This window comes from Sorangium sp. So ce1014 (assembly GCF_051521505.1).
Classification (GTDB): Bacteria; Myxococcota_A; Polyangia; order Polyangiales; family Polyangiaceae; genus Sorangium.
The window spans coordinates 4,671,832-4,689,361 of sequence record NZ_CP150356.1 but is presented as its reverse complement, the minus strand read 5'-3'; the positions used below and the strand labels follow the sequence as shown (position 1 = coordinate 4,689,361).

Sequence of the window (17,530 nt, the reverse complement as noted above, 5' to 3'; positions counted from 1 at the left end):
CGCGAACCGTCGTTCCGGCGAGGAGAGCGGCGACCGTCAGGTCAGTACGCCTCGCCGGTCAGCACGCCGGCGCCGGCAGGGACGAGCGTGGGATGGAGTCGTCGGCGGGCGCCGCTCCGCCGCGCGCCTTCAGATCCGCCCGGCCCCGGCGTAGCTCTTGACCAGCGCCGGAACGTTCTCCGTCGGGTCCGCGGTGTAGGAGTACATCGCGACAGGGCCGAACGCCGTGCCGCGCGTCCCCGCTGGCCCGGTGGCGCGCAGCGATGTCGTCACGGGCTGTCCACAAGGCGCCGCTGGAGCTCCCGCCGGTGGCTGCTGATCAACGTGCGGTTGACACGTGGTGCGTCGATTTCGTCAAGCACGTCAACCAGTGGTTGACTCGGCGTCGCCACGGCGCGCTGCGACAAGGGTTTTCACGACGCGAGCGCAACGCGGCTTCCTGCGGGCCGGAGTGACCGCCGGCAGGCGGCTTCGAGAGGGCGGCCTCGTAATTGCTTATCGCGCTGCTCGCGGGCAAGGCGCGGCGCCGGCCAGGTTCGTCGACCGGCACCTCACGCGTGGCCCGGACTCCGCGATGCACAGGGCGCCATGCCGGGGCGCGCGTGCATCGCGCAGCGACGGTCAGCCGCGGTGCGCTGTTGTCGTCCGCGCGAGTTCGGCGCCTGAGCGCGCGGGTGGAGTGGGTCAATTCGAAAGGGGTTGTTGCATGAAAGCCGCTGTTCTCTCGTTCGTCTTCCTCGGTAGCGCGGTCCTGGCAGGCTGCACGGGCGCAGCAAGCGCGCCCGGGCCGAGCGATGAGGCGGCCGGGCAGGGCGGCGGCGCTCCGGGCGCGGGCAGCCACGGCAGCGCTGCGAGCGCGGGCGCTCAAGGCGGCGCCGCTGGCGCAGGTGCGGGCGGCCAGGGCGGCGGCGCGACCTCGGGCGGCCAGGGCGGCGGCGCGACCTCGGGCGGCCAGGGCGGCGGCGCGACCTCGGGCGGCCAGGGCGGGGCCGGCGGCGCGGACGGTTCAGCCACCACAGGCTCGGGCGGCTCGGGCGGTTCGGGGCCCGTCGGGGAGGTAGGCATGGTCCTCAAGGTGACGAACCTCGACGCGGACGGCCCGGGCTCGCTGCGCGAGGCGATCGAGACGCCCGGGCCGCGCACCATCGTGTTCGAGGTCGGCGGGATCATCGATCTCCACAGGGCCCGCCTCAACATCACCGAGCCCTTCGTCACGGTCGCCGGCCAGACAGCCCCCTCGCCGGGCATCACGCTGATCCGCGGCGGGATGAGGATCAGCACGCACGACGTGCGGATCGAGCACCTCCGCTTCCGGATGGGCGACGCCGGGGCTGCGCCGGCGTCGGGGTTCGAGCCCGACGTCACGACGGATGGCGCCTCGGCGTACAACATCGTGATCGACCACTGCTCGGTGGCGTGGGGCGTCGACGAGAACCTATCGGTCTCGGGCCCCCGCTTCGACGGCCCCACCGGCACATCGCGCCGCGTCACCCTCAGCAACAACATCATCGCCGAGGGGCTCCTCGAATCCGTCCACGAGAAGGGCTCCCACTCCATGGGCACCCTCGTGCACGACCACTGCACCGACGTCACCGTCGTCGGCAATCTCTACGCCCACAACAACGAGCGAAACCCCTGGTACAAGGGGTTCGCGACCGGGGCGATCGTGAACAACGTCGTCTACAACCCCGGCAGGTGGGCCATGCGGCTCGGCCCCGTCCTCAGGGAGTGGGAGAGCTCGGGCGTCACGCCGGAGCCCCCCAGGGTCAGCATCGTCGGCAACTACATGCGGCACGGCGTCAACACGAAGCCTGGACTCCCGCTGGTGGACACCAACTCGCTGGGATCCGCCTACCTCGAGGACAACATCGCCGTGGATGCCCTCGGCGCAGCGGTGCTTATCGCCTCCCCGGCGATCGTCATCCTCCCCGAGAAGCCCGTGTGGCCCGAGGGCCTCGTGGCGCTCCCCGCAGCGTCGGTCGTGGACTCGGTGCTCGCGAACGCGGGCGCGAGGCCCAGAGACCGCGACGAGGTCGATCTGCGCATCGTCGCAGACTTCCTGTCCGGAGGCGGCATGTTCGTGAACAGCCAGGACGAGGTGGGGGGCTACCCGACGGCAGAGCCGACCTCGCGGTCGCTGGAGGTCCCGGCCGAGGACATCGAAGGATGGCTCGAGCGTCTCGCCGGCGAGCTCGAGTAGCGGGCGTCGCCCGCCCTGTCGCCGAGGCCCGCTGGGCGAGGCCGCTGCTCGTGGAGAGCAGGCGCCGGCGCGGTGCTCGCGATGACATCACCAGGATTCCGCTTACAGGAGGCAGCATGCTGAAAGCATCATGGATCTGTTCCGTCGTCATGTTGGCAGCGCTATCAGGCTGTGCGTCGAGCAACGAAGGCGACGGCAGCAGCGGCGAGCCGGGCGCCGGCGGGCCGGGCTCCGGCGGCGGCCCCGGCTACGGCGACGGGACGGAGGGCCCGGGCGGCATGCCCGGAGACTTCAGCAGCCCCGACGACGGTACCGGCGAAAACGTGGACTGCGGGCGGCAGAACTTCAACGTCGAGCGCAAGCCGGCCAGCCTCCTGCTGGTCCTCGATCGCTCGGCGTCGATGCTGGACGATCCGAACGGAGACGAGGGGACACCGTCGAAATGGGACATCGTCGTGCCCGCCTTGCAGGAGGTCATCACGGCGACCAACCCGTCCGCCTCCTGGGGCCTGAAGGTGTTTCCCCAGGGAGACAGGGCGGGCAGCTGCAGCGCGGAGAGCTTCCCGAGCGACATCCTGATCCCGATCGCGACGAACAACGCGTCCACGGTGAACCAGGCGATCTCCAGCACAACCGCCGAAGGCGACGGCACGCCGACAGGGGATGCCATCAGCACGGCGGTCGAGTACCTGCAGTCGATCCAGAGCGACGACCCCAAGTACATCCTGCTCGCGACGGACGGAGACCCGTCGTGCCCCAAGAGCGACTCGGACGAGTTCGCCGTGCAGGCGATAACGAACGCGGCCGCCGCCGGCTTCCACACGTTCGTGATCGGGATCGCAGCAAGCTCGAGCAAGATCGAGACCCTCGACGGCCTCGCCGTCGCGGGGCTCGAACCGCGCCAGGACCCGGATCCGCTCGCGCCCAAGTTCTACCTCGCGGCCACGAAGGACCAGCTCGTGACGTCGCTGATGACGATCACGGGAGAGGTCTCGACCTGCCTGTTCCCGCTGAGCGCGCCGCCGCCGAACCCGGACCACGTCGGCGTGTTCGTGGGGGAACAAGCGGTCGCGCAGGACACCACGGGCGCGGACGGCTGGAACTATACGGGGCCCGACATGATGACGATCAAGCTGTATGGCTCCGCGTGCGAGCAGGTGGCGAGCAGCGGCGCCGGCTCCGTCAAGGTGATCTTCGGCTGCAAGGACGACCCGATCTTCTGAGCTGCCGTGCGCGCGCCGGCCGGGCGCCGTGCTCGGCCGGCGCGCGGATCCGATGGGGGAAATCGCCGCCGCCCTGGGGGCGCCCTCCCCCGGAGCATGGCGCGCTGTTCCCGTGCGGCGGGAGCGCGATCGGCCCGTGCGCGGAGCCCCTGCGCGTCAACCGCGATCGTCAACCGGTGTCGACCTCGCGTTGACACGTCGACCGCAACACACGTCCGCGCGGCGGCCCGACGTGCCGCCGCGCGATCCTGGATCGCCGCTTGCATTCACCTCGACGCAGAGGCCAGCTGAACGACGTGAGGCGTGGGTTCGTGGTTGCCCCCTCGACGGGGTTGCGTCGAGGAATCGACGGCGCCGGCAGGCGTCGTGCAGGCGCTTCCGGGCCGCGGGTCGTCCATCGTGAATCCAGAACGAGAGGTAGCGAGATGAGATTCGGAATGAAGTCAGCTTTCACTTTGCTGCTCGTGATCGGCGCCGCCGGAGCTTCCCAGCTCGGCTGTTCGGACGACGCGGCGACGCCGGACGACGGCGGCGAGGGGGGCAGCAGCTCGAGCAGCAGCACCGTCGCGACCAGCGGAAGCACGAGCGCCGCGACCGGCGCCGGCGGCGGCAGCTCGAGCAGCACGACCACGAGCACGAGCGCCGCGAGCGGCACCGGCGGCGGCACCACGAGCAGCACGGCCGCGAGCAGCACGAGCAGCGGCGCGGGCGGCGCGGGCGGCGAGGAGCCGCTCGGCAACGAGATCCCGACGGAGATCCCGGCGCCCACGAACGGCGGCGGCGAGATCAGGACCTCGACGACGGTGCTGAAGAACGCCGCCAACGGCGGCCAGAACGTCTACGACTTCAACAACCAGAAGATCGGCGTGAACAACACCGCCGACTGCGACGACGGAGAGGGCCAGAAGACGGTGTTCGAGGTCGAGGACGGCGTGACCGTCAAGAACCTCATCATCGCGGGCGGGCTCCCCGGCGGCAACGGCATCGTCTGCAAGGGCGACTGCACGCTCGATCACGTCTACTGGGAGGACGTCTGCGAGGACGCGGCGACCAACAGCGTCGACGGCGCGACGATGCGCATCAACAGCTCGATCGCCCTGCACTCCGCCGACAAGATCTTCCAGCACAACGCCAAGGGCGGCTCCACGACCATCGTCACGAACTCGTACATCGCCGATTTCGGGAAGCTCTGGCGCTCCTGCGGCGATTGCACCGCCAACGGCGGCCCGCGCAACCTGATCATCGACAACGTCCGGGTGGACGGCGTGAAGACGACGATCGCGGGCGCGAACCAGAACTACAGAGACACGGTCACGATCACGAACCTCTACGTCAAGGGGGGATACGACGAGGAGGACGACAAGCCGAAGATCTGCCAGGAGTACCGGGCCGTCACCGATCACATGGGCGAGTCGGAGAAGCTCCACGGCGGCGCGAGCCAGTGGAACACCGACACGTGCCGCGTGAGCAAGAGCGACATCAAGAGCTGGTGAGCGCCGAGCCCGCTACGCGCCCGCGCCGAGCTTCCGGCGCAGGTTGTCGCGGGCGAGCGCCTCGAGGCGCTCCCGGAAATACGGCGAGAGGAAGATGTGCTCCGCCGCGAGCAGCCTCTCGAAGAAGCTCCGCCGGCCCGCGGCGTAGAGCTCGGGCGGCACGGCGCAGTACTCCGCGGCGATCGCCCGGTCGTACGCGTCGAACGCCGCCGCGTCGCTGCCCAGGATCGCCATGTCGCAGTCGAGGAACAGCGCCTCGTCCTCGCCGACGTCGGCCGGCCCGAGCGATCCGTGGCGCGCGGTGAGCAGGATGAGCCGCGCGATGAGGTCCTCGTCGAGCCCCTCGCCCGGCAGCCACCGCGCCACCGCGTCGCGCGCCAGCTCGGCGCTGCGCGCCTCGTTGTCGCGGCGGCCGGGCGCGTACACGGCGTCGTGGAAGAGCGCGGCCAGGAACACCTCGCGCGGCCTCCCCCAGCCGACGTCGCGGCCGACCTCGTCCACCCGGCGGAGCACCTCGCGCACGTGGTCGAGGTCGTGGTACGCGCGCCCGGGCTCGCCGTACGCCGCGCGCACCGCGCGCCACAGCGGCTCGGGCAGGACCAGCCCGTCCGGCGCCTCCGGCGGCGCATCCACCGCGTCCCCGTCGGCGCGCGCCTCGCCCTCCCCGGAAGCGCCGTCCGGCCTCACACGAGCACCAGGTCCTCGGGGCGGAACCGCTCCCCGTCGTACGTCGCGATGCGCCCCTTCTCGATGACCTTCGCGTGGTTCTTGGCCAGGTTGGCGCGCCCCTGGATCTCGCGATCCGTCAGGAAGCAGTCGACGTCGGCGACGCACAGCCCGGCCGAGACCGTCAGCGACCGCTCGATGCGGCGGTAGCGACGGCGAGCGAGCCGCTCCTGCAGCGCGCGCAGGAACTCCACCGCCCACGCGCGCGTCGCGTTCGGCAGCGTGATCATGTACTCGTCGCCGCCGAACCGGTACGCGTGCCCGTGCGCGAAGACCTGCGCCTCGATGCTCTCCATCAAGGGCGGGAGCACGTGCAGATCGACCGCGGTCTCGGTGTGCTGCACGTTGAACGCCTTGAAGTCGTCGATGTCGATGAACGCCACGGCGATCGCGGCGCCGCGCAGCGCGCAGCGCGCCCGGTAGTGCGACAGATCCGGCAGGAAGAGCCCGGGCGCCTCGAGGATGTGGAACTTCTCGTCGTACTCGCGCGGCCGCAGCGGCGGCGCCTCCGGCAGCACGGCCTCGGCGTGCCGGATCGACATGTAGTCCGTCAGCTGCGGCACCTGGAGCGCGCGTGTGGCCCCGAACCACGGCGCGGCCATCAGCTGCTCCAGCCCGTGGACCTCGCGCCTGAGGTGCCGGATCGTGTCGGCGTTCACGGCCTTCTGCAGCGGCTCCTCGATCGCCGTGGCGCTGTCGCGCCGGAGGCTTATCAGGATGCGCTTGAGCAGCGGGCCCTGCGTGTCGTGGATCTGCACCTGCGGCTGGCGCAGCTCGAGCTGCCGGCCGAGGAGGCTCAGCTGCCCGATGAGCTCCGTCACCTCCGGCGGCTCGTAGCCGCGGAACTCCTGCCGGATCACGTCGGCGACGTCGCGGCGGAACGCGTCCGTGAAGCGGGCGACGCAGTGGGACAGGGTCTTGGTCTCCGACGGCGTGAACTCGGGCATCCCCGTGAGGATAGCCCGGCAGCGGAGCCGTCCAGCGCCCGGGACGCACCGCGCGCTGGAAATCCGCGCTGAATTCGGAGATGCTGCCCTCTCCCTCCCCGCCCGTTCAATGCACGACCTCACCCGGACGATCACGACCCTCCGCAGCGACGCGGTCGAGCTCCCGGACCTGCGCGTCCTCGTCACCCCACAGAAGGGCCCCCCGATCGAGGCGACCCTCGGCGTCGCGCCGCTCGTCCTCGGCACGAGCGGCGAGTGCGATGTCGTCATCCCCGACTCCCGGGTGTCGCGCCGCCATGGCCAGCTCCGGCTCACGCCGCGCGGCGTCGTCCTCACCGACCTCGGCAGCAAGAACGGCACGTTCATCAACGACGTGCTGATCATCGAGGGCTTCCTCACCCCGAGCGCCGTCGCCTCCCTAGGCGGCGTCCCCCTCACCGTGCGCGTCGGCGGCGCCCCGGTCGTCGTCCCGCTCTCCACCTCGGCCAGCTTCGGCGAGGCCCTCGGCAGCAGCGTCCCCATGCGCGCGCTCTTCGCCCGCCTGGAGCGCGCCGCGGCCACGTCGGAGACCCTCCTCCTCCTCGGCGAGTCCGGCACCGGCAAGGAGGTCCTCGCCCGCGCGATCCACGAGGCGAGCCCGCGCGGCGGCGGCCCGTTCGTCGTGTTCGACTGCAGCGCGGTCGCCCCCAACCTCATCGAGGCCGAGCTCTTCGGCTACATGAAGGGCGCGTTCACGGGCGCCCAGACCGCGCGCGCCGGCCTGCTCGAGGAGGCGAGCGGCGGCACGCTCTTCCTCGACGAGATCGGCGAGCTCCCGCTCGATCTCCAGCCGAAGCTCCTGCGCGCCCTCGAGGCCCGCCAGGTGCGCCGCATCGGCGCCGCCGCGTACACGTCCTTCGACGCCCGCGTCATCGCCGCCACGCACCGCGACCTCCAGGGCCGCATCGCGTCGGGCACGTTCCGCGAGGACCTCTACTACCGGCTCGCTGTCGTCGAGTCCGTCGTGCCCCCGCTGCGCGAGCGCAAGGAGGACATCCCGCTGCTCGTCGAGCGCTTCCTCGCGGCGCAGGTGCCCCCGCGCTCGCTCGCCGACCTTCCCCCGAACGCGCTGGAGCTCCTCCGCGGGCACCACTGGCCGGGCAACGTGCGCGAGCTCCGCAACACGGTCGCGCGCCTCGTGCTCTTCCCTCACCTCGCCGAGGAGGCGATCGTCAAGGTGGCGCCGCGGCCCACCGACACGGGCGTCGGCCAGTTCGCCGCGCTGCCGCTCCGCGAGGCGCGCGACATGGTCGTCGAGCAGTTCGAGCAGACCTTCATCGCCATGAAGCTCCGAGACAACGGCGGCAACGTCGCGCGGGCCGCCGCGTCGATGGGCGTCTCCCGGCAGCTCGTCCACCGGCTGATGGAGCGCTACGGCATCCGCAGCAAGGGCTGACAGGCCGGGCGGCGCGCGCACACGGCGCGGCGCTCAGGGCGCGCGGCGCGGCGTCAGAACGAGCCGCGGAGCGAGAGCCCGGGACCCTCGGGCGAGAAGGAGAAGCCCGCGACCGGCGCGGCGGGGACGACCGGGTCGAGCTGGAAGTACAGCATCGCGCCCACGGAGGCCGCGAGGAGGCCCACGCCCGCGGAGATCCCGCCGGCCTTCCACGCGAGATCGATCGCCTCGACCTCGTCCGCCGTACACCCGGGCGCGCACCTGCTGCGGAGCTCGCTCCGGTCGAGGTGCCCCTTGATGCCGAGGAACGCGCCCACGCCGAGACCGACCGCGCCGGCGCCGGCGAGCACGAGCGGCCAGCGCTGCCGCACCGGCGCGGCGGTGCCGGCCCCGGCGCCCGGCGGCGCCGCCGCGGGGAAGCGCACCGCGATCGGCAGCGCCTTGTCGCCCGGCGACACCGTGACCACGGTGGCGACGCGCGTCCCGGCCGCGTCCTCGAAGGTCAGCGTGTGGCGCCCGGGATCGACCTCGATGGGATCCCTCGGGAGCGCCTCGACGAGCGGCGCGCCGTCGAGGAGCACGCGCACGCGGCCCGGCGCGCGGCCCTCGGCGGACGTGGCCGACAGCGCGACGCTGGGCATGTCGCGCTCGACCCCCTCGCTCCAGCTCTGGCAGTCGCGGGCGAGCATCGCCGGGCACGAGCTCACGCAGACGCGGAGCTCGGACCGGGCGCGCAGCAGCGCGCGGTCGCGCAAGAGCTGCTGCGCTTGCTCGTACGACGCTGCGCACGTCTCGCCCACGCCCTGAGCGCGCGCGCGCGCGCTCGTGAGCAGCGTGACCGCCGCGGCGAAGGCGACGAGGAGGCCCCGTTTCATCGTCGCGTAAGCTACACGCTCCCGTCGTTCACAAGCACTCACGCTTGATCCGACGGATGCCGCTGCCGTCCAGGTAGTAGGGGGGCACGCAGCGCGAGCGCGGCCGCGCGCTGCGCGCGGGGGTCGCGGCGCGCACGCCCGCAGCGCGCTCCGGCGCGGCCCCGCGCGCGACCGGCTTCGGCTCCGCGGCGGCGTTCAAGGAGGCCGCAGGCGCCCGCGCGGCCGCGCTGGCGGCGGGCGCCTCCTGGACGGCCGTGGAGCCCTCCGGGACGGCCGCGGAGCCCTCCGGGACGGCCACGGAGCCCTCCGGGACGGCCGTGGAGCCCTCCTGGACGGCCGTGGAGCCCTCCTGGACGGCCGTGGAGCCCTCCGGGACGGCCGCGCCCGCGGCGGGCCTCCCCGGTGCCGAGGCGACGGCGGGCGGCGAGGACTCGCCGACGCTGGCGTGCTCGGCCGGCGCGAGCTCCGGACGCGCGCCGCAGCCCCTGCCGACGGCCAGCGCGAGCACCAGCGCGGCGGCCCCGATCGCCAGCGTGGAGGCGCGGACGAGCTGCGCGCTCGCCCGCCGCGCCGGCCCCGCCGCGACGATCGGCGTCGCGAGGGCGGACGCCAGGGGCCGCGCCATGTCCTCGACCGTCCTCGTCATCGTCGCGACCGTCACCGCGGCCCGCTGCGCGCGCGCGCGGTTGCTGGACGGCAGCGCCGGGCGCGTGTCGACCTCCCGCAGCGGCGCGTGCTCCGCGGCGGCGGGCCTCGACGGCGCCGGCGCCGGCACCGCGCGCCGCTGCGACGTCTCGATGGCGGCGAGGCTCTTCGCCCGCGCCTCGAGGAGCGTCCCCGCCGTCGCCTCGACCCACGCCCCGACCACGCGCGCGCTCGCCGGCGGCAGCACCTCCTCCAGGGTGGCCGCCATCTCCAGCGCGGTCGCGTAACGCCGCTCGGGATCCTTGTCGAGGCCCCGGAGCACCACCGCGTCGAGCGCCTTCGGCACGTCGCCGTACGCGCTCGGCGGCTGGACGACCCCCTCGAGGACCCGCCCGAAGATCTCCGCGTCGCACTCTCCCGTGAACAGCCGCCGCCCGGTGAGGACCTCCCACAGAACCACCGAGGCGGCGTAGATGTCGGCACGGCGAGTCAGCGGCGCTCCGCGCAGCTGCTCGGGCGCCATGTAGCAGAGCTTGCCCTTGAGCTGCCCGGCGCGGCTCACCTGGCTCCGCACCGCCGCGCGCGCGATGCCGAAATCGAGCACGCGCGAGATCCCGTCCTCGCCGACCAGGATGTTCTGCGGCGACACGTCGCGGTGGACGATCTGGAGCGCGGCGCCGCCCTCGTCGGTCGCCTCGTGCGCCGCGTGCAGGCCAGCGAGCGCGCCGGCGATGATGGCCGAGCCGACCGGCCGCGGCACCTGGACCCCTCGCCTGCCGGCCTCGCGCAGCAGGCTCGAGAGCGCCTCGCCCGCGATGTACTCCATGACCACGAAGAGCTCGCCGTCGGCCTGCACGCTGTCGAGCGTGGTGACGACGTTCGGGTGGCGGATGCGCACCGCGAGCCGCGCCTCGTCGAGGAGCATCGAGGAGAACTCGGGGTCCCTGGCGAACTGCGGGTGCAGCCGCTTGATCGCGACGGTACGGGCAAAGCCATGGGCACCGACGAGCCGCCCGAAGTGGACGGACGCCATTCCCCCGGACGCGATCACGCCGTGGAGCGTGTATCGATCGAGGGTCCTGCCCTCGCGCTCCTGAGCCGTTGCCATCGTTGCCCTGTTCTACAACATCTCGGCAGCGTTGCTGGATCGTAACATGCGCTCCCGTGCTCAGCTGCAGATGACGCCGAGCGGCGGGGAACGGGCGCTCGACCGAGAGGCGGAGGAGGTGTGACCCTCCGCCTGGAGCAGGTCGCGCTCGCCGTCGAGCGCTCCTGCCGCGAGGCGGGAGCAGGGCTCGACTGGATGAAGGTGCAACTGCGCGTGTCCACCGTGTCAACTCCCGGTTGACACGGGTCGGCGCCAGCGGCGCGCTGGCGGGCCGAGCGATGTGCGCGAGCGCGGCGGCCTCCGGTTACAGGGGAACCTCGATCACGCTCTCGCACGTGAAGTCGACGCTCAGCTGCGCCGCCACGTCCGTCTGGACCGTCGTACACGTGTCGACGCAGAGCACGATCTGCGTCGGGCTCGCGGGCTCGTCGTAGCGCCAGGCGTCCTCGGTCGCGCAGCTCTGATCGTACACGAGCTCCGTGGTCGCATTCGAGCCGTCCGAGTAGACCACACGGACCTTCTCCTTGTCGAAGCTGCTCCCGTCGGGGGGGAGCGGGATCGCCATCGTGCACGAGACCGCAGCGCTGCGGATCCGTTCGACGGCCGCCTTGAACGCGGCCGTGGTCTGCGAGGGATCGCCGGTGTCGATGAGGACGGCGCTCTCCGTGCCGCCCGCGGCGGCGATCTTGTGCAGGTCATCGAGGGTATCCGGCGCGCCCGGGATCGGGGGATTCTCGACCCCGATGACGTACGTGAAGGTACTGTCCGCGAGCGCCGCCTGGGCGTCGGCCACGACGGCGTCGATCGTGTCGGAGGCCTCGTCGCAGCCCTGCGGGTAGCCGTCCGTCACGAGCACGATCGCGTATTTCCCGGGGTTTTGCTGTCGCTGCGCCCCGATGAACGCGCTCGTGCCCCGCATCACCCACGCGGTCGGCGTGCCGCCGCGCCAGTCGCTCGAGGTCATCGGCTCGATCTGGTCGAGCGCCGCGCCGAACGCCGGAGAGGGGAGCGGCGTGAGCGGCACGTCCGGCGTCGTGTAAATCCCGGTCTCGCACCTGTCGTCGTCGTCGCCCGGCGCGGGGAAGAACGTGAGTGACGCCGTGAGCCCTTCGGCCCCGGCATCCGCGAAGAACTGCTTGGTCGCCGCGACCACGGGATCCCACTTGAGCGACTTGTCGTGCCAGTCCTTGTCACCCTTGCCCATGCTCCCCGACACATCGAACGCGAAGGCCAGGTACACCGGCTGAAGGGAAGCCGCCGCCGTCTGGGTGGCGCACGCTCCGTCTCCGCCCGTGGGGCTGCCGCTGCCCGCGCCGCTCGATCCGGGGCCGGCCGCGCCGCCGATATCGAGCGAGCCCCCTTCGCCAGAGGTGCCGCCGGAGCTCGTCCCTTCACCTTCTTCTCCCCCATCGCTCGGGCTGCTGCCGCACCCGAGCCCGACCGCAGCCACGCTCAGCATCGCCATGGCAACTGTAAGCACTCTCATATGTCGTCGGCTCCTTGCACCACCGCATGCCGGGGTCGTGCCGCCAGCAACGAGTCACCGGGATTGCGCGTGGTCCCAGGCCTCCAAAGCACACGGGGTGCCAGGGCGCGTGAGGCGCCGTCGTCGATGGGGTGTGCGGGGCGCAGGCGCCGCTATCTCGGGCCAGTGCACCGTGTCACGACGTCCTTCAGCGAGGCGTCGGCCGTATCCAGCGTGACCGTGTAAGGCGGGGTGAACGCGCTCCCCTGCCCTGTGTCCTTCCGGGTGGTTTCCGACATGCCGATGTAGGCATTCCCACTCGCCACGATCTGGGCGGTCGGATCGCCGTCGTAGAAGACGTGCGGGTCCTTCACCCCGTCGAAGTGCTGGCGTCGATCTTGAGGTTCTGGAGGATGACGTTCTGGATCGGCGCGTCGATCGACTTCCCCCGGACCTGGAGGCGGCCCCGGAGGGTCGCGCCAGGGCCCATCCCGATCAGGGATTGAACCGATTCGACGTCTCATACCCCATGGCCGTCTCCTGACTCCTGTGCTGAACGTGACGCGATCCACCCTCACGCGCGCCTGCGCGGAGCCTCACTCGACCTCGAAGGCGCCGAGGGTTCCGGCGGTTGCTGTACCTCTGTGGTTCCTTCCTTCATTGGATCATGGACAGACCTCGGCGACGCGGCACCAGCGAATCAGGGGCGAGGGCGGCCGTCGCGGGGCGCTCACTGCACCGGCGAGACGTAGGAGATGAGGACGCCCATGTTCTTGATGAAGCTCTCCACCGAGATGCCCGTCGGCGACACCTCGGCCTCGTACGTCGCCGGCGCCTTGACCGGATCGTAGGGCGAGGTGTCGTTGCGGTCGCCGACGTGCGTCGTGGCGTAGGTGTCCTCCAGGTAAGGCTCGGCGCTGCCAGCGCCGATATACGGGTTGGTGAGCATCTTGATCGTGGTCGGCCAGTAGCCCTCTGCGTTGAGCTCGCTGACGAGCTTCTGCGCGTCCTCCTCGGTCACCGCCGGGGTCGTCATCGTGCGGCCGGCGTAGAGATCGTCGAGCTTCACCTCGCGCAGCGAGAAGTACCGCGGCAGCTCCACCGGCCCCGTGATCGTGAGGGGCGAGCCCGCCGTCAGCTCGTCAGGCGACATGGCCTTCAGCTCCTCGTAGCGGGTGCGCATGGCAGCCACGTCGAGCTTGCGCGCCTGCCCGTAGTGGCCGATGGGCTTCTCGGGGTCCTTGTCGAAGTGATACTCGCCGTTGACGACGTTCGAGCCGCGCCGGTGGACGTAGAGCGGAACGTCGGTCCCGATCTCGATGTACGTGGGATGCGTGAAGTCAGGGAAGATCGCCGCGGCCTCCGGCGGCAGCTTGACCTTGTCCAGCCAGTCCAGCGCCTCGGGCACGCGGGCGATGAATTTCTCGTCCCCGGTCAGGTTGTAGAAATTGAGGAGCTGCTGGATGTTGTTGGTCGTCGTGTGCGTGGTCAGCGCCGTGGGCTCGTACGTGCGTGCGCCGACCGGCATACCGTCGCGCGTGAACTGCAAGCCCCACGCGGCCTGCGGCGCGGGCTGCTGCAGGGCGACGAAGCTGTTCATGGCGAGCTCGACGTTCTCGAGCAGCTGCGATTCGCCCAGCGAGAGGTGGCACATGATGAGGAACTTGATGTTCTCTCCGGCCACGTCGTCGTTGAAGGTGATGAGGCTCGTGTAGTCGGGCTTGTCGTCCTTGCCCATCAGCGGGAAGCGCTGCGGCCAGCCGCCCTCCGGGTACTGGCTCGTGGTGACGAAGCTGATCGCCTTGTAGAGCGGGTCGCGGAACCGCTCGTCCTTCTTCTCGAGGTACATGCGCAGGAGGAGCTGCGAGGCCACGGCGGTGCCGGCGTCGTCGAACGTCGCGTTGCCGTAGTAGTGCTGGAACTCCTCGAGCCGCCAGCCGTTCTTGCCGATGGTCTCGTACCAGTCCTTGAGCGACTCCTCGCCCTCGAAGTCGTGGATGTAGTTCCAGCCGCCAGCCTCGTGCTGGGCCGCGATCAGGGCGAGGGTGACCTGCTCGGCGGCCTTGTAATAGAGCTCGTCGCCGGTCGCGTGGTAGGCGTCCAGGTAGAGGTGACCCATCGACGGCGTGCCGGGCGGCTGCACCCACAGCATGGTGCGCTTCGCCTCCATCTCGCCCCAGCTCCGGGAGAGATCGGGGAGGTAGCTCCACACGTAGCCGCCCTTGTACGCGACCGTCTCGCTCATGAAGGTGGCCGCGCGCCTCATCGCGTCGAAGAACGGCACCATCTCCGGGGGCACGTCCGGGCCGGGACCTGGACCGGGCTCCGGGTCGCTGTCCCCGCCGCAGGCGGCCAGCACGACGGGCAAGAGAATCGACATCGCGAACATTCTGCGTTTCATAGGCTCCTCGGTCGCACGGATCCCCTGCGTCGGCCGCAGGGACCGTCAACAAGACGTCATTGTGAATGGGTGAGCAGGAGACGCCGGCCGGTCCCCTGCGTTCAGGGTCTGTAGTCCTCGCGCGCCGGCGTGAACACGTCGAGCACGACGCTCGGCTCGAACGCCCAGGCCTGGTGCTCGACGCCCCCGCGCACCACGAAGCTGTCTCCGGGGAGCGCCTCGAACTCCTCGTCTCCGCACGAGAACTTGAGGCGTCCGGAGATGACGTAGACCAGCTGGTCGTGCGGGTGGCTGTGGCGCGCGCCGGCCCAGCCGAGCTCCATGTGGTGCTCGACGAGCATCATGTTCGGGTTGTGGGCGAGGATGCGCCGCTCGAGCCCCGGCTCCGGCGTGAAGAACACGACCTCGCGGCCGGACACGCGCACGAGGCTCGGAACATCTCTCTTTTGATCGTGGATCATGCTTCTCCTGGCTCCTCGGGACGACTACGTGTGTGCGCCGTTCTTGAGCTCGGCCCGCGCGGCGCTGACCACGGACATGAACTCACGCGCGCGCTCCGTGAGGACCTCGTCCCCGCCGGCCGCGAGCGCCGCGGCGTCGACGAGCTCGCCGCCGACCCCGAGCGCCACGGCGCCGGCCTCGATGAAATCCTTGGCCGTCGTCAGGTTGACCCCGCCGGTCGGCATCATCTTCACGTCCGGGAGCGGCGCGCGCAGGGCGCGCAGGTACTTCGCGCCCCCCATCGCGGAGCACGGGAACACCTTCACCGCGTCGGCGCCGGCGCTCCACGCGGCGATCACCTCGGTCGGCGTGAGCGCCCCGGGGAAGACCGCCTTCCCGAGATCGTGCGCCGCGCGGATGACCTCCAGGTTGAGCCCCGGGCTCACGATGAACTGAGCGCCGGCCTCGATGCACCCGCGGGCGGCGTCCGCGGTGAGCACGGTGCCCGCGCCGACGAGGACGTGGCCCCCCATCCGCGAGGCGATCTCGTGAATGACGGAGAGGGCGTCCGGCACCGTCATCGTGATCTCGATCACCTCGATGCCGCCCGCGCGCAGGGCGCGAGCGGCCCGCACGGCGAGCTCCCCGCTCGGCGCGCGCACCACGGGGACGACGCCTATCTCCTCGATACGGCGGACGACTTGCTCCCTGTTCATCGCTCGATCCTCGCGCCGGCGCCGCTCATGGCCCTCCGCACCTCGGCGAGCGAGGCCATCGAGGTGTCCCCCGGGGTCGACATCGCCAGCGCTCCGTGCGCGACGCCGCACTCGAGCGCCCACTGCGGGCTCTGCTCGGCCAGGAGGCCGTAGATGATCCCCGACGCGAAGGAGTCGCCGCCCCCGACGCGGTCCATGATCTCGATGTCTCGCTGGGGGACCTCGTAGAACTCGCCCTTGATGTACAGGATGCCGCCCCAGCCGTTCACGCTGGCGGTCTTGGCCGTCCGGAGGCTCGTGGCGACGACCGAGATGTTGGGGTACGCCGAGACGACCTCCGAGATCATCCGGCGGAACCCGTTCGTGTCGAGCTGGCTGTAGCTGCTGTCCACGCCGGAGATCTCGAAGCCGAGGCCCGCGACGAAGTCCTCTTCGTTACCGAACACGCAGTCGACGTACGGCATGAGGGAGCGGTTGATCTCGCGCGCCCTCTGCTGGCCGCCGAAGTTCTTCCACAGCGAGGGCCGGTAGTTGAAGTCGTAGGAGATCCGCACGTCGTGCTCGCGTGCGGCCTCCATGGCCTCGCGCGCCACGGCGGCGGTCGTCTCCGACAGGGCGCAGAAGATGCCGCCCGTGTGGAACCAGCGCGCGCCGCGCTCGCCGAAGATGGCCTTCCACGGGAGATCGCCGGGCTTCAGCTGGGACGCCGCGCTGTGGCCTCGGTCCGAGCACCCGGCGGCGGCGCGCGGACCGAAGCCGCGCTCGGTGAAGTTGAGGCCGTTCCGCACCTCCCGGCCCACGCCGTCGTAATCGACCCAGCGCAGGTTCGACGTGTCGACCCCGCCCTGGAGCATCAGGTCCTCGATGAGGCGCCCGACGGCGTTGTCCGCGAGCGCCGTGACGACGGCGGTCCGGAGCCCGAAGCAGCGCCGGAGCCCCCGCGCCACGTTGTACTCCCCCCCGCCCTCACCGACGTCGAACGTCCGCGCCGTGTGGACGCGGCGCTCTCCCGGGTCGAGGCGCAGCATCACCTCCCCGAGGCTCACCTCGTCCCACTGACACCCTTTTGCGCTGCGAATTTGCATCTTCATACTCCTCATCGGCTCATCCAGCCGCCGTCGACGACCAGCACGTGGCCGTGGATGTACTTGCTCGCCTCCGCGCACAGGAAGAGCGCCGCTCCCGCGATGTCGCTGCCTTCGCCCCAGCGGCCCGCGGGGATGCGCTCGAGGATCTGGCGGCTTCGCGCCTCGTCGGCCCTGAGCGCGGCCGTGTTGTCCGTCGCGATGTAGCCGGGCGCGATGGCGTTCACGTTGATGCCCTTGACCGCCCACTCATTCGCGAGCGCCTTGGTCAGCTGGGCGATCCCGCCCTTGGACGCCGCGTAGGCGGGGACCAGGATCCCGCCCTGGAACGAGAGCAGCGAGGCGATGTTGACGATCTTGCCCGACCCCTGCTCGAGCATGAGCTCCCCGGTAAGCCGCGACAGCCGGAACGCGGACGTAAGGTTGACCTCGATCAGGAGGTCCCAGTCCTCGTCCGAGTACGCGACGGCCGGCGACCGGCGGATCAGCCCCGCGTTGTTCACCAGGATGTCGATACGCCCGAGCTCCGCCTTCGTCCTCCGGACGAGCTCCGCGTGCGCCGCGCGATCGGCCAGATCCGCGGCCATCCCGGTGGCGCGCCGCCCGAGCCTCCGCACCGCGGCCATCGTGGCCTCGCCCGGTTCGTCCTTGCCGTGACAGGCGATGTCCGCGCCGGCGGCCGCGAGCGCCGTCGCGATGGCCGCGCCGATCCCCACGGCCGAGCCCGTCACGAGCGCGACCTTGCCGTCCAAACGAAACGGATCGTTCAT

16 protein-coding genes are annotated in these 17,530 nt (G+C 71.2%); 4 read left to right on the top strand and 12 right to left on the bottom strand.

The genetic code is table 11. The features are described 5' to 3' along the window. Positions 1-129: 129 nt before the first annotated feature. A complete protein-coding gene (locus WME75_RS17835; RefSeq protein WP_437492344.1) occupies positions 130-273 on the bottom strand; it encodes a hypothetical protein in 144 nt (47 codons plus the stop codon). Between the two features lie 433 nt (positions 274-706). On the opposite strand from WME75_RS17835, the gene WME75_RS17830 reads away from it, so the two are divergent. The 3 genes from WME75_RS17830 (at position 707) to WME75_RS17820 (ending at position 4,916) form a co-directional block, all read left to right on the top strand. After that, the gene (locus WME75_RS17830) at positions 707-2,200 is read left to right on the top strand and encodes a pectate lyase family protein (RefSeq protein WP_437492342.1); all 1,494 of its coding nucleotides are present in this window, start codon (positions 707-709) and stop codon (positions 2,198-2,200) included. Positions 2,201-2,316: 116 nt separating this feature from the next. Then, positions 2,317-3,423, top strand: coding sequence for a vWA domain-containing protein (locus WME75_RS17825; RefSeq protein ID WP_437492340.1), 1,107 nt, complete (start codon positions 2,317-2,319; stop codon positions 3,421-3,423). A gap of 437 nt (positions 3,424-3,860) precedes the next feature. After that, a complete protein-coding gene (locus WME75_RS17820; protein WP_437492338.1) occupies positions 3,861-4,916 on the top strand; it encodes a pectate lyase in 1,056 nt (351 codons plus the stop codon). Positions 4,917-4,928: 12 nt separating this feature from the next. Here WME75_RS17820 and WME75_RS17815 read toward each other — a convergent pair whose 3' ends face one another. Next, a complete protein-coding gene (locus WME75_RS17815) occupies positions 4,929-5,603 on the bottom strand; it encodes an HD domain-containing protein (protein WP_437492336.1) in 675 nt (224 codons plus the stop codon). After that, a complete protein-coding gene (locus WME75_RS17810; protein WP_437492334.1) occupies positions 5,600-6,589 on the bottom strand; it encodes a diguanylate cyclase in 990 nt (329 codons plus the stop codon). The genes WME75_RS17815 and WME75_RS17810 overlap by 4 nt, the downstream gene beginning before the upstream one ends. Positions 6,590-6,698: 109 nt before the next feature. Here WME75_RS17810 and WME75_RS17805 point away from each other — a divergent pair, with 109 nt between their 5' ends. Beyond that, positions 6,699-8,024, top strand: a complete 1,326-nt coding sequence (locus WME75_RS17805) for a sigma 54-interacting transcriptional regulator (RefSeq protein WP_437492332.1) — start codon at positions 6,699-6,701, stop codon at positions 8,022-8,024. Positions 8,025-8,077: 53 nt separating this feature from the next. On the opposite strand, the gene WME75_RS17800 is transcribed toward WME75_RS17805, so the two are convergent. The 9 genes from WME75_RS17800 to kduD all read right to left on the bottom strand — a co-directional run bounded on the left by WME75_RS17800 (position 8,078) and on the right by kduD (position 17,530). Beyond that, a complete protein-coding gene (locus WME75_RS17800; protein ID WP_437492330.1) occupies positions 8,078-8,899 on the bottom strand; it encodes a hypothetical protein in 822 nt (273 codons plus the stop codon). A gap of 28 nt (positions 8,900-8,927) precedes the next feature. Continuing rightward, a complete protein-coding gene (locus tag WME75_RS17795) occupies positions 8,928-10,652 on the bottom strand; it encodes a protein kinase domain-containing protein (RefSeq protein ID WP_437492328.1) in 1,725 nt (574 codons plus the stop codon). A 304-nt stretch (positions 10,653-10,956) separates the two neighbouring features. Continuing rightward, positions 10,957-12,138, bottom strand: a complete 1,182-nt coding sequence (locus WME75_RS17790) for a vWA domain-containing protein (protein ID WP_437492326.1) — start codon at positions 12,136-12,138, stop codon at positions 10,957-10,959. A gap of 152 nt (positions 12,139-12,290) precedes the next feature. Next, entirely contained in the window at positions 12,291-12,491 is a 201-nt protein-coding gene (locus tag WME75_RS17785) for a hypothetical protein (protein ID WP_437492324.1), read from the bottom strand. A gap of 356 nt (positions 12,492-12,847) precedes the next feature. After that, entirely contained in the window at positions 12,848-14,518 is a 1,671-nt protein-coding gene (locus tag WME75_RS17780) for a pectate lyase (RefSeq protein WP_437492322.1), read from the bottom strand. 101 nt (positions 14,519-14,619) lie between these two features. Then, a complete protein-coding gene (locus WME75_RS17775; RefSeq protein WP_437492320.1) occupies positions 14,620-14,979 on the bottom strand; it encodes a cupin domain-containing protein in 360 nt (119 codons plus the stop codon). 24 nt (positions 14,980-15,003) lie between these two features. Beyond that, a complete protein-coding gene (locus tag WME75_RS17770) occupies positions 15,004-15,675 on the bottom strand; it encodes a bifunctional 4-hydroxy-2-oxoglutarate aldolase/2-dehydro-3-deoxy-phosphogluconate aldolase (RefSeq protein ID WP_437492319.1) in 672 nt (223 codons plus the stop codon). Beyond that, positions 15,672-16,766 (bottom strand): PfkB family carbohydrate kinase, encoded by a 1,095-nt coding sequence (locus tag WME75_RS17765; RefSeq protein ID WP_437492317.1) that lies wholly within the window; start codon positions 16,764-16,766, stop codon positions 15,672-15,674. The genes WME75_RS17770 and WME75_RS17765 overlap by 4 nt, the downstream gene beginning before the upstream one ends. Positions 16,767-16,771: 5 nt before the next feature. Continuing rightward, positions 16,772-17,530, bottom strand: coding sequence for a 2-dehydro-3-deoxy-D-gluconate 5-dehydrogenase KduD (gene kduD / locus WME75_RS17760; RefSeq protein WP_437494860.1), 759 nt, complete (start codon positions 17,528-17,530; stop codon positions 16,772-16,774).